12 protein-coding genes are annotated in these 12,430 nt (G+C 73.6%); 10 read left to right on the forward strand and 2 right to left on the reverse strand.

The genetic code is table 11. The features are described from left to right. On the forward strand, positions 1–1,035 hold the full coding sequence (locus M8C13_RS18510) for an NAD(P)-dependent oxidoreductase (RefSeq protein ID WP_252481868.1): 1,035 nt from the start codon (positions 1–3) through the stop codon (positions 1,033–1,035). A 5-nt stretch (positions 1,036–1,040) separates the two neighbouring features. Here the strand turns inward: M8C13_RS18510 and M8C13_RS18515 are convergent, their stop codons facing one another. Then, positions 1,041–1,616: a dTDP-4-dehydrorhamnose 3,5-epimerase family protein gene (locus M8C13_RS18515; RefSeq protein WP_252481869.1), complete on the reverse strand. Its 576-nt coding sequence runs from the start codon at positions 1,614–1,616 to the stop codon at positions 1,041–1,043. Here M8C13_RS18515 and M8C13_RS18520 point away from each other — a divergent pair. The 9 genes from M8C13_RS18520 (at position 1,615) to M8C13_RS18560 (ending at position 11,283) form a co-directional block, all read left to right on the forward strand. Beyond that, positions 1,615–3,729, forward strand: a complete 2,115-nt coding sequence (locus tag M8C13_RS18520; protein WP_252481870.1) for a glycosyltransferase — start codon at positions 1,615–1,617, stop codon at positions 3,727–3,729. The genes M8C13_RS18515 and M8C13_RS18520 overlap by 2 nt on opposite strands. A 14-nt stretch (positions 3,730–3,743) precedes the next feature. Continuing rightward, positions 3,744–4,469, forward strand: a complete 726-nt coding sequence (locus M8C13_RS18525) for a hypothetical protein (RefSeq protein ID WP_252481871.1) — start codon at positions 3,744–3,746, stop codon at positions 4,467–4,469. A gap of 2 nt (positions 4,470–4,471) precedes the next feature. Beyond that, complete coding sequence (locus tag M8C13_RS18530) at positions 4,472–5,755, forward strand: O-antigen ligase family protein (RefSeq protein ID WP_374213091.1); 1,284 nt, start codon at positions 4,472–4,474, stop codon at positions 5,753–5,755. Continuing rightward, the gene (locus M8C13_RS18535) at positions 5,752–6,693 is read left to right on the forward strand and encodes a glycosyltransferase family 2 protein (RefSeq protein WP_252481873.1); all 942 of its coding nucleotides are present in this window, start codon (positions 5,752–5,754) and stop codon (positions 6,691–6,693) included. Before M8C13_RS18530 ends, M8C13_RS18535 begins: the two co-directional genes overlap by 4 nt. Positions 6,694–6,695: 2 nt before the next feature. Then, a complete protein-coding gene (locus M8C13_RS18540) occupies positions 6,696–7,520 on the forward strand; it encodes a glycosyltransferase (protein ID WP_252481874.1) in 825 nt (274 codons plus the stop codon). Beyond that, positions 7,517–9,001: an oligosaccharide flippase family protein gene (locus M8C13_RS18545; RefSeq protein ID WP_252481875.1), complete on the forward strand. Its 1,485-nt coding sequence runs from the start codon at positions 7,517–7,519 to the stop codon at positions 8,999–9,001. The genes M8C13_RS18540 and M8C13_RS18545 overlap by 4 nt, the downstream gene beginning before the upstream one ends. A 202-nt stretch (positions 9,002–9,203) precedes the next feature. After that, positions 9,204–10,202 (forward strand): glycoside hydrolase family 6 protein, encoded by a 999-nt coding sequence (locus tag M8C13_RS18550; protein WP_252481876.1) that lies wholly within the window; start codon positions 9,204–9,206, stop codon positions 10,200–10,202. Between the two features lie 108 nt (positions 10,203–10,310). After that, complete coding sequence (locus tag M8C13_RS18555) at positions 10,311–10,916, forward strand: DUF1707 domain-containing protein (protein ID WP_252481877.1); 606 nt, start codon at positions 10,311–10,313, stop codon at positions 10,914–10,916. A 1-nt stretch (position 10,917) separates the two neighbouring features. Next, positions 10,918–11,283, forward strand: a complete 366-nt coding sequence (locus M8C13_RS18560; protein WP_252481878.1) for a hypothetical protein — start codon at positions 10,918–10,920, stop codon at positions 11,281–11,283. Between the two features lie 38 nt (positions 11,284–11,321). On the opposite strand, the gene M8C13_RS18565 is transcribed toward M8C13_RS18560, so the two are convergent. After that, positions 11,322–12,416: a glycosyltransferase gene (locus tag M8C13_RS18565; RefSeq protein WP_252481879.1), complete on the reverse strand. Its 1,095-nt coding sequence runs from the start codon at positions 12,414–12,416 to the stop codon at positions 11,322–11,324. Between the last annotated feature and the right edge of the window lie 14 nt (positions 12,417–12,430).

A 12,430-nucleotide genomic window follows, 5' to 3' on the forward strand; every position in this document is an offset into this window, starting at 1 on the left:
ATGCGGGTGCTGCTCACCGGCCACCAGGGTTACCTCGGCAGCGTCATGGCCCCGGCGCTGACCGCGGCCGGGCACCAGGTGCACGGCCTGGACTCCGGCCTGTTCGCCGACTGCGTGCTCGGCCCGGAACCGGCCGACCCGGACGGTTTCGCCGTCGACCTGCGGGACGTCACCGCCGAGCACGTCGCCGGGTTCGACGCGGTGCTCCACCTGGCCGCGCTGTCCAACGACCCGCTCGGGTCGCTGGAGCCCGGCCTGACCTACGACATCAACCACGCCGCCTCGGTGCGGCTGGCCCGGCTGGCCAAGGAGGCCGGGGTGACCCGGTTCCTCTACGCCTCCACCTGTTCGGTCTACGGCGCGGCCGGTGAGGAGCTGGTCGGGGAGAGCGCGCCGCTGCGGCCGGTCACCCCGTACGCGGAGAGCAAGGTCCGGGTGGAGGACGACCTGGTGAACCTGGCCGGGGACGGCTTCAGCCCGGTGTTCCTGCGCAACGCCACCGCCTTCGGCTTCTCCCCGAGGCTGCGCGCGGACATCGTGCTGAACAACCTGGTCGGCCACGCCATCCTGACCGGCCAGGTCCGGGTGCTCTCCGACGGCACCCCGTGGCGGCCGCTGGTGCACGCCGCGGACATCGCCGCGGCCTTCCTGGCCGCGCTGCACGCGCCCGCCGAGGCCGTGCACTGCCAAGCGTTCAACGTGGGCATGGTGGAGAACAACCTGACCGTGGCCCAGATCGCCGAGTCGGTGGTGGCCGCGGTGCCCGGCTCCGAGCTGCTGATCACCGGCGAGGCGGGCAACGACCCGCGTTCCTACCGGGTGGACTTCGCCAAGATCACCGAGGTGCTGCCCGAGTACCGTCCACAGTGGACTGTCCTGGGCGGCGCGGCGGAACTGGCCGACGCCTACCGGAAACATGGACTCACGCTGGAGTCCTTCCAGCGCCGCTTCACCCGCCTGCCGCGCCTGTCCGACCGCAGGGACGCCGGCACCCTGGCCCCTGACCTGCGGCCGGTGTGGGAGCCGGTCTCGTGACCGGCCTAGCCCAGGGCGTCGCGCAAGGCCGCCCAGGCGCCGGCGGCGGCGTCGCGGGGGCTGAGCGTGCGGACCTCCTGGGGCCAGTCGATGGCCAGGTCCGGATCGTCGTAGCGGACCGCGACGTCCTCGGCCGGGTCGTGCGGGCGGTCGATGCGGTAGCAGACGTCGGCGGTCTCGCTGAGCACCAGGAAGCCGTGCAGGAAACCCGGCGGCACGTACAGGTGCGCGAAGGCCTCGTCGTCCAGGCGGAAGGCCTGGTGGCGGCCGAAGGTGGGCGAGGCGGGGCGGGCGTCGACCAGCACGTCGTGCACCGCGCCGTGGGCGCAGCGGACCAGCTTGGCCTCGCCGCGGCCGAGCCGGCCGTGCAGGCCGCGCAGCACGCCCCGGTGCGAGCGGGACTGCGAGTCCTGGCGGAAGGCGCCGGGGTCCAGGCCGTGCGCGGCGGCGATGTCGGCGTCGAAGGTGCGGGTGAACAGGCCGCGGTCGTCCCGGTGCGGGCTGGGCAGGAACAGCAGGACGTCGGCGAGGTCGGTGCGGCGGATCTCCACCCGGGCATCTTGCACGAGCGGACTCGCCATGGGGACTGACCAGACGGGTGGCGCCCGGCACGCCTGCCGGTTCTGCCGAGGCGTCCGCGGGCGGATCGTGCTGGACCTGCACACCCAGCCTGCCTGCGACCACTTCCCGGCCGCCACCGACCCCGGCCCGGACCCGGCCTACCCGTTGCAGCTGTGGCTGTGCGAGGACTGCGGGCTGGCCCAGCTGCTGGACGACCCGACCGTGCCGGAGGAGCCGCTGGCCACCGAACCCGCGGCCCTCGTGCGGCAGGCCGAGGACGCGATCCACCGGGTGGCCGCGGCCGGGCTGCTGCCGGAGGGGGCCACCGTCGCGGAGTACGGCAGCCCGCACGGCGGCTCCTGGCTGCCCAGGCTGGCCGAGCGCGGCCTGCACCCGGTCGCCGGCGGGCAGTCCGCGCAGGTGGTGCTGGACTGCTTCGGGCTCATGCACCACGCCGACCAGGCCGCCGCGGTCAAGGAGCGGGTGGACCGACTGGAGACCGGCGGCGTGCTGCTGGTCCAGTTCCACTCGCTCGCTACGATCGTCCGATGTGGACAGTGGAACGCGTTGCGGCACGGCCACTACGCCTACTACTCGACCCCGGCGCTGGCCAGGATGCTCACCGTGGCCGGGCTGTGCCCGCGCTCGGCCTGGCTGTTCGACCTCTACGGCGGCACCGTGCTGCTGGCCGCGGTCAAGGGGCCGGCCGCGCCCGATCCGGGGCTGTCCGCGCTGCTGATCGGGGAGAGCTCGCTCGGGGTCACCGATCCGGCGGTGCTGGGCGGTTTGCAGCGCCAGGTCACCGCCAGCGCGCAGGCCCTGCGCGGCTACCTGGTCGACGCGCGTGCCGAGGGCAGGCGGGTGCTGGGCTACGGGGCCGCCTCCAGGGCGGTGGCGCTGCTCTGCGCGGCCGGGGTGGACCGGGAGCTGCTGCCCGCGGTGGCGGATGCCTCACCGGGCAAGCACGGACGGCGGATGCCGGGCAGCGGGGTGCCCGTGATCGCGCCGGAACGACTGATCGAGGCCGCGCCCGCGGAGGTGCTGCTCTTCCTGCCCGACCTGCTCGACGAGGTCAGGGCCGCCTATCCGGAGATCACCGGCTGGGTCATCGCCGAACCCGAGCCACGTCCGGCTGAGCCGGTCCGCAGAGAGGAACCCCCGATGAGCGCCCCGACCGACGACCGCCCCCAGCAGGCCCCACGACCCACCCCAGCGCTCATCCGGAAGGCGCCCGCGCCGATCGCGATCGGCTTCCCGGTGCGCAACGGCAAGCCCTACCTGCAGGGCGCGCTGGACTCGCTGCTGGCCCAGCGCGGGGCGGACTTCGAGCTGCACATCGCGGACAACTGCTCCGACGACGGCACCGAGGACATCTGCCGCGAGCTGGCGAGCAAGGACGAGCGGGTGCGCTACCTGCGGCGGGCGGAGAACGTCGGGGTCACCGCCAACCACAACATGCTGGTCCGCGAGGTGCACAGCCCCTACTTCCTGTGGGCGGCCGCCGACGACGCCTCGCACCCGGACCGGTTGCGGCTGCTGCTGGAGGCCCTGGAGGGCGACCCGTTCGCGGTGCTGTCCTTCAGCGCCGCGAGGCAGATCGACCGGGACGGGCAGACCCTGGAGGTCTGGCGCAACCCCTGCCGCACCAACCACCTGGACCCGGTGGTGCGGCTGACCGACCTGATCGGGCTGGAACATGAGAACTACCACTGCTACGGGCTGATGAAGCGGGAGGTGTTGCTGCGTACGCTGTTGTTGCCGCCGGTGAAGAACAACGACCGCATCCTGGTCGCCGAACTGGCGCTGCACGGGCCCTTCGCCGAGGTCGAGCAGGACCTGCTCTTCCACCGGCTGCACGAGCGCAGGCTGACCCAGAGTGTCTCCCAGCGTGACTGGTACCGGCAGCAGCGCACCGACGGCCGCAAGCTGGTCCTGCCCAACGTCGAGGAGGCCGGCTGGTACCTCAAGGCGGTGCGCAACTCACCGCTGCGGGGCGCCGAGTTCGGCCGCGCGCTGTGGGCGTTGCGGCCCTGGTTCAAGGCCAACGCGGTGCCGATGGCGCGCAACGTGGCGCGGGCCGCGGTGGACGGAGCGAGAATGATCACCGGGCCGGGACGCCCGGACGATCGGTGATCGGGAGAGAGCGCGTGGACGCACTGGATGTCTTTCGGGTGCTGCGGCAGCGGTGGAAGCTCACCGCCCTGCTGCTCGCCGGGCTGGTCCTGCTACTCGCGGCGGTCGCCTTCGCGGTGCCGCAGCAGTACCGGGGAACCAGCCTCACCATGGTGCTGCGCCAGTACGGCGGCCAGGACCGCAACCCCTTCGCCGCGGTGGACCGCTCGCAGGGCCAGGCCGCGGTGGTGGTGATCGCGGTGCTCAACTCCCAGCAGACCCGCAGGGAGCTGGCCGCCCAGGGCGGCACCGCGAGCCTGGAGGTCTCCAACGAGGGCGGCGGAGTGTCCACAACGGACAGTCCGTTCATCACCGTGATCGCCACCGGGACCAGCGAGGCCGCGGTGCGCAAGACCGGGCAGCTGGCCATGCAGCGGATCAAGGACGAGCTCAAGCGGCGGCAGGACACCCTGCTGGTGCCGGTGGAACAGCAGCTCACCCTGAACGAGGTGCTCTCGCCCAACGAGATCACCACCACCAGGGCCGCGCAGCTGCGCGCGCTCGGCCTCACCGCCGGTATCGGCCTGATCGCGGTGATCCTCACCGTGGTGCTGGTGGACCGCCGCGGCAACCGGCCCAAGCCGGCCGGGCCGGAGCCCAAACCCTCGCCGCGCAAGCGGTTGCAGGACTCCGACGCCGAGGTCACCGAGCACATCCACCGCGACCAGGTGCCCGACGTGGATCCCCAGGAACGTCAGTGAGCATGCGGGTGGCGGCCCCGGCCGCCCCGGCACGGCGGCTGCCACCGCACCGGGTGCTGGTGGCGGCCGTGCTGCTGTTCGCGCTGCCGCAGAACCTGGTCATCGCCGGGGTCGGCGGCTCGCTCACCCCCGGCCGCCTGCTGGGCGCGCTGTGCCTGCTCTGGTGGCTGGTCGCCCGCTTCGGCGGCGGGCTCGGTCTCAAACCCGCGCCGAACCCGGTGCGGGCCACCCTGTTCGGCGCGCTGCTGGTCTTCGCCGCGGCCAACGTGCTCGCGCTGTTCCTCGGCGTGCCGGATGACCGGCTGGGCGCGGCGGACCGGAACACGCTGCTGTTCGCGGTGTGCACCGGCCTGGCGCTGCTGGCCTGCGACGGCCTGGACCGGCCCGGCATGCTGCGCGCGGTCTTCGGCGCGGTGGTGCTGGGCGCGAGCGCCTCGGCCTTCACCGCGGGCGTGCAGTTCGCCACCAAGATCGACCTGCGCAGCTACCTGAGCTTCCCTGGCCTGAGCGCCCAGGGACTGGGCACGGTGGACCTGGCCCGCGGCGGGCTGGAACGCGCGCTGGGCTTCGCCAACCACCCCATCGAGCTGGCCGCGGTCTGCGCCGCCGCGGTGCCGCTGGCCCTGCACCTGATCCGGCACGGGCGCCACCCGCTGCTGTGGTGGGCCTGCGCGGCGGTGCTCAGCGGCGGCATCGTGGTCAGCATCTCCCGCACCGGCCTGCTCGGCCTGGCGCTGGTCCTGCTGCTCAGCCTGCCCAGGATCGGCGGCCTGCGCTGGGGCACCGGGGTGCTGCTGCTCGGTGTCGCGGTCAGCCTGGCCGCGACCGCGGTGCCCCGGCTGTATGAGGTGCTGGCCAACACGATCCTGGGCGCGCGCACCGACAACAGCCTCACCGGCCGCCTGGACGACTACGGCTATGTGGCGGACAAGCTGGCCGCCGCGCCGTTGAGCGGTCAAGGGTTCGGCACCTACACCGCGCCGCCGCAGCCATACCTGGACAACCAGTACCTGCTGACCGCGGTGGAATCCGGCCTGCCCGGGGTGCTCGCACTCGCCGCCCTCCTGGTTTTGCCAGCCTTTCTGGCCTGGCGGACCTTCCGGCGCCCTGGCAGCATCCCGGCCGAACTGCGCGACGCCGCGTGGGCGGTGGCGACGGGACTCCTGGTGTGCACGGTGTGCTTCGCCACCTTCGACGCGCTGTCCTTCCCCCAGTTCCAGGCGCTGACCTTCCTGATGATCGGGTTGGCAGGCGCGGTCGTGACCCAAGCCGGAGGACAACGTTGAGCCAGCCAATCCCAGGCGTGCTGCTGGCCGTGGTGACCTACAACTCCGCGGCCGATCTGCCCGACTTCCTGGACGCCCTGCCCGCCGCGCTGGCCGGAGTGCCGGAGTGGCGGCTGGTGGTGGCCGACAACGCCTCCAGCGACGGCAGCCCCGAGCTGGTGGCCGAGCTGGCGCCCAAGGCCACCGTGCTGCACACCGGCGGCAACCTCGGCTACGCGGCCGGGATCAACGCCTGCCTGGAGCTGGCCACGCCGGAGGAGGCCGTGCTGGTGCTCAACCCGGACGTGCGGCTGGAGTCCGGCGCGGTGCGCGAGCTGCTGGAGGTCTGCGCCGACCCCGCGGTGGGCATCGCCGCGCCGCTGGTGCGCAGGCCGGACGGCGCGCCGGAGGCGACCCTGCGCCGCCGCCCGACCGCGCGGCGGGTGCTGGCCGAGGCGCTGCTGGGCGCCCGCGCCGGATCCCTCGGCGAGCAGCTGCCGCCCGGACCGGCGCGGGAACGGGTGGACTGGGCCAACGGGGCCGCGCTGATGATCGCGCCAGGGGTGGCGCACCGGGTCGGCCGCTGGCGCGAGGAGCTGTTCCTGTACTCCGAGGAGACCGACTACTGCCGCCGGGTCACCGACGCGGGCTGGCAGGTCCGGCAGGCCCCGCGCGCGCACGCGCTGCACCGGGGCGGGGAGTACGGCGTCTCGCCCGCGCTGTGGGCGCAGCTGGTCACCAACAAGGTCGTGCACCTGGCCACCTGGGAGTCCCGCGCCGCCGCCGCGGCCGGCTGGCTGGCCCTGGTGCTCAGCCAGGCGCTGCGGCTGCCGCTGCGGCGCGGCACGCACCTGCGCGCGCTGCGCGAGCTGCTGCGTGGACGTGCCCGGCTGCTCGCCGGGCTGCCGACCAACCCGGCCGCCACCGCCGAGGTCCGAGCACAACTCGCGGGAAGGTGAGCATGGGCAACCGGGACTACGGGCTACTGCCCGGCGGGGTGAAACAGGCGCTGCGCCGCACCGTCGGCCGCTACGTGGTGGGCGAGGCCTGGTGGCGGGTGAAGTTCGCCGCCGAGCGGGCCGCCGCGCGCCGGGCCGAGGACGCCGAGATCGCCCGCCTGGCAACGCTTTTACCCGCCACGCCGACCGCCCTGTTCACCGTGGCGATCCCGACCTACCAGCGGCCGGAGGCCCTGGCCCGAGCGGTGCGCAGCGCGCTCGCGCAGACCGTCACCGACGTCGCCGTGGTGGTGGTCGACGACGGCGGTGGCGAGCTCGGCGCGCTGCCCGAGGACCCCCGGCTGACCGTGTTGTCCTTGGCGCGCAACCACCACAGCCCCGGACTGGCCCGCAACGCGGCCATCCGGCTGACCCGCTCGCCGTTCGTGGCCTTCCTCGACGACGACAACACCTGGCGCCCGCACCACCTGGCGACCGTGCTGCCCGCGCTGCGCGCCGGGGCCGGGCTGGTCTACACCGCGCTGCACCGGAGCAGGCCGGACGGGTCCACTGTGGACATCCTCGGCCGGGACTTCGACCGGCGCGCGCACGCCGACACCGCGTGGGTGGACGTCAACGCCGTGGCCGTGCGCCGCTTCCCCGGCCTGCGCTTCGACCCGTGGGCCAGACCGAACTGGGTGCATCCCAGGGAGGACTGGGAGTTCGTACACCGGCTCTCCGCCGCGCTGCGGGTGCGGCACCTGCCGGAGGTCACCGTGGACTACGCGGTGCACGCCGGCAGCTACTTCAGCGAGTGGACCACCGAGGCGCTGGGAGCGGGCAAGTGAGCACGGACGGCGCCATCGGGCAGGCCGAACTCGGCGGCCGGTTCCGCAGGGGACTGGGCCTGAGCCTGCTCAACACCCTGCTCTCCCGGATGGGCACCTTCCTGCTCGGCGTGCTGCTGGCCAGGCTGCTCGCACCGGAGGACTTCGGCCTCTACGCCGCCGCGCTGGTGGTGCAGATGCTGCTGCTGACCTTCAACGACCTCGGCGCGGCCGCCTCGGTGGTGCGCCACTCCGGCGACGTGCGGCCGCTGCTGCCCACCGCGTGGACGGTGGCGGTCTGCGGCGGCACCACGGCCTTCGCGCTGTGCCTGGTGGCCGCGCCCGCGCTGGCCACCGGACTGGGCAGCCCGCAGGCCACCGACATCGTGCGGCTGCTGGCCGCCAACGTGTTCCTGGACGGTTTCGCCGCCGTGCCGGGCGCGCTGCTGACCAGGGAGCTGCGCCAGGCCAGCAGGCTGGTGGCCGACCTCTCCGGCGTGGTGGTGAACCTGGCGCTGACCGGGGCGCTCGCGCTCTCCGGCTTCGGCGCCTGGTCGCTGGCCATCGGGCACGTCTCCGGCACCGCGGTGGTCGTGGTGGTGCTGCTGTTCGTCAGCAAGCAGTGGCCGCGGTTCGGCTTCGACCGGGAGCACTTCGGCGAGGTCGGCCGGTACGGGGTCACCGTGGTGGCCTCCGGGATGGTGATCGTGCTGTCCAACGCGGTGCCCCAGGTGGTCACCGGCAGCATCCTCGGCGCCACCGCTCTAGGTTTCTTCTACCTGGCCAACAACGTGGCCAACTGGCCGGTCTCGATCGTCTCCACCACCCTGGAAAGGGTTGCGCTGGCCACCTTTTCCCGCGCCAGGGACCGCGGCGTGGACCTGAACCTGGCCGCCGGCGAGGTGGTCGGGCTGGTCGGGATCGCGGTGCTGCCGGGCGGCCTGGCGCTGGCGATCCTGTCCGGGCCGATCGTCGAGGTGGTCTACGGCTCGGCCTGGGCGCCGGCCGCGCACGTGCTCAGCGCGCTCGCGATCGCCGCGGTGGCAAGGGTTCTCACCGATCTTGCCTTCCACCTGCTGCTGGCCGTGGGCGCCCCGCTGTCCTCCGCGCTGGTGAACGTGTCCTGGCTGGTCGCGCTGGTGCCGGCGACCGTGGTCGCGGCCATGCTGTGGGGACTGGTCGGCATCGGCTGGGCGCAGGCGGCGGTGGCCTTCGTGGTCGCGGTGCCGGTGCACGCCTGGCGGCTGCACCGGGCAGGCATCTCGCTGGCCGCGCTGGCCAAGGGGCTGGCCTACCCGGCGCTGGCCGGGCTGCTCGCGGTCGCCGGACTGCTCGCCATCCGCGCCTTCGCCGACTCGCCGCTGCTGGACGTGGTGCTCGGCGGCGCGCTCACCGCCGCCGTCGTGGGCGTGGGCTGGTACGCCCGGCGGCACCACATCGACCGTGCGCTGAACGGGGCAGCGGCCGATCGACCGGTCGCGACCTTCAGGGAAGGGTCCTAGTCTCACAGGTTCTGGCACCCCCAGCAGGGGAAAACAAACCCACACGGGAGCAAAGCTGATGGGATCGAACACAGCGCGCCGACGGGGGTTGGCGGCGTCCGGGATCGCGGCGCTCTTAGCCGTGGCCGCGTGCGGAACACCGGAGCCCGCGGCCGCCCCCTCCAGCTCGACGGAACCGTCCGTCCTCGCGGAGTCCACCTCCGTGCCCGACGAGTCGACCTCCCCGCCGCCGGCCTCGTCCGAACCGCCCCCCAAACCGTCCACCAGCAAACCGGAGCGCCAGCCCCGCCCGCCAGCCCAGCCACCAGCGCCCAGCCCGCTCAGCGAGACCAGGGGCCTGTTCGTGGACTGGGAGAGCAACGCTGCCCGCTGGGTGCGGGCGAACAAGGGTGACGGCCGGGCGCACCTGATCAACGAACGCATCGCCGCCCAGCCGATGGCCCGCTGGATCGGCGGCGACGGCGACATCCGCGGCTGGCTCGGCGCCTACATCCGCGCCGCGGAGAAGGAGGACCAGCTGCCCGTCGTGGTGCCGTACAACATCCCGCAGCGGGACTGCGGCAACCACTCCGCGGGCGGCGCCGGCTCGGTGGACAACTACCGCAAGTGGGTGGAGATGGTGGCCGACACCATCGGCAAGTCCCCCGCGCTGGTGGTGCTCGAACCGGACGCGTTGATCCACCTGTCCTGCCTGGACCCCACCGGCAAGCAGGAACGGCTGCGCATGCTCTCGGAGGCGGTGGCCACCCTGAGCCAGCGCGCGCCGAACGCCTGGACCTACCTCGACGGCGGCGACGGCCGGTACAACCCGCCCGGCACGCTGGCCCAGCGGCTGATCGACGCCGGGGTGAGCGGGGCGCGCGGGTTCGCGGTCAACGTGTCCAACTTCAACACCACCGCCGAGGCGATCGCCTACGGCCGCCAGGTGCAGGCCGCGGTCTCGGCCCGCGGCGGCGGCAAACCCGGGTTCGTCATCGACGTCAGCCGCAACGGCAACGGCTCCAACGGCGAGTGGTGCAACCCGCCCGGCCGCAAGGTCGGCCAGTCGCCCGCGGTGGACGGGTCCGGCCCGCAGACGCCGGACGCGCTGCTGTGGATCAAGCACCCGGGCGCCTCCGACGGCGACTGCGGCACCGGCAAGGGCACCACTTCCGGGGCCTTCGTGCCGGAACTGGCGATGAACCTGCTCAACGGCCTCTGACCCGGGTCGGCCACCGGGATGGGTCGCGCCATCCCGTCGGCCAGCCCCGGCGTACCAGTTCGGCCAACACCCGGCCTCGGGTTGGCCTCTGCTACTAGCCTGGCAGGCATGAACGACCTCCCCGAGATGCGGGTCAGCGACGCCGAACGCGACCTGATCGCCCAGCGGCTCAACCTCGCTGTGGGCGAGGGGCGACTCACCCTGACCGAGTACAACGAGCGGGTCGGCCAGGCCTACGCCGCGGTGACCAGGGGCGAGCTGGACCGCGTGGTCGCCGACCTGCCGATGACCACCGCGCCCGCGCCGAGCCCGGTGCCGGTGCGGCCCAGCCCGGTGGGGGAGAAGACCAAGTGGGTGGTGTCCTTCATGTCCGGCGCGGTGCGCAAGGGACGCTGGCGGGTCACCCGCAGGACCGCGGCGATCGCGGTCATGGGCGGCACCGAGATCGACCTGCGCCGGGCGGAGTTCAGCGCGCCGGAGATCACCGTGGTCGCGGTGGCCGTGATGGGCGGGGTGGAGATCACCGTGCCGCCGGGGGTGCGGGTGGAGGTCGGCGGGTTCAGCTTCATGGGCGGCAAGGAGGTCAAGGTCGACGACGAGGACCTGCCGCTGAACGCGCCCGTGGTGCACGTCAAGGGCTTCGCCCTGATGGGCGGCATCGACATCCGCACCAAGCCGGTGCGCAAGTCGGTCTCACGCGGGGACGACGACTGAGGTGCCGCTCTCCAGCGAGGTGCGCGACCGCTGCCGCGGCTTCCTGCCCGCGGGCGCCGAGCTGCGCTACCTGTTCCCCGCGCTCAGCCTCAACCCGGGCATGGCGCCGGTGCTGGTCGCGGTCACCAGCCGCACGGTGACCGTGCTGACGTGCAGTTTTCTCCGGCGGAACCGGCCGACCGGGGTGCTGGTGCACTACCCGAGGACCATCCAGCTCGGCCCGGTGGACACCAGGACCACGCCGACCATCGAGTTCGGCAACCTGATGCTGGAGATCGACGACGAGTACATCTCGGTGGTGCGCTGCGCGGACGCCGAGGTGGACCAGGAGTCCTTCCTGCCACCCGATCCGCTGCCGGACCTGTAGCGCGCCGCCAGGAGCGCCGGGCCGCGCCGCCGGTCCTCCTAGAGCGCCGCCAGCAAGGCTCGCGCGGTCTCAGTGCCGTCGTGCGCCGCGGTCCACGCCGCCACGTCCACCTCGACCTCGCCCCGGTGCCAGCGGCGGATGGCCGCCGCGGTCTCCGCCGGGCCGTCGGCGAGCAGCCACGGACCGGCCGGGTCCACCGCCTCGGCCAGCTGCGGCGGCACCACCGAGGGCAGCCCGTACTCGGCCGCCTCCAGCATCTTCACGCTGATCCCGGTGCTGGCCCCGAACCTGGGCACCACGACAAGGCCGACCTGCCGGTAGAACTCGGCCTCACCGGCCACCCGGCCCAGCGCGGTGGTGCGCGGATGTCCTTGGTATACCTCGGTTCCCGACCCGGCCAGCACGAACTTCACGTCCACCGCCAGCCGGGTCAGCTCCTCGTGCACCGGGCCCAGCAGGCTGGCCAGCGCGCGCTCGTTGGGCGGCCAGCTGGCCTTGCCGATGAAGCCGACCGCCTGCGCGGCAACCGGATCCGGCACCGGCCGCACGGTCAGCGGCAGCGGCCGGGCGGGCGCGGCCCAGCGGGTGATGAACTCCGCGTCGGTGCGGGAGAGGGCGAAGACGTTGCGCGGCAAGCGGAGCAGCCTGCGTTCGGCCTTCGGCAGGCGCCAGGTCTCGCCCAGCAGGCGCAGCGCGCGGGGCGAATGCTCCACCGCGATCGTGCTCTCCACGTTGTGCGCGATGTGCGCGGCCACCGGCACCCCGGCCGCCTCGGCCAGCAGCAGGCCCGGCCAGCCGCTGGTGACCACCCGCCGCCCGGCCGCGCGCTCGGCCAGCAGCGCCGCCGCCCGCCGCCAGCCGGGGAAGGCGGTGAACTTGCGGGACAGGTACGGCTGCTCGGTCACCGCCATGCCCAGCGCGACCCGCAGCAGCTTGGCCCGGTCGCCGCGGATCTCCAGCGGCACATCGCCGTCGGCGCGGCAGACCACCTCCTGCTCGGCCCACTGGCCGGGCGGGCCGGTGACGCACACCACCTCGACCGCCACCCCGGCCGCGCGCAGCACCGCGACCAGCCTGCGATCCACCCACCCGCTGCCGCCGAGCTCGGCCCGGCCGAGCGGGTAGGTGGTCACGAAGCACACCCGGG

The sequence above is a fragment of the Crossiella sp. SN42 genome (genome assembly GCF_023897065.1).
In the GTDB taxonomy this organism is placed as follows: domain Bacteria; phylum Actinomycetota; class Actinomycetes; order Mycobacteriales; family Pseudonocardiaceae; genus Crossiella.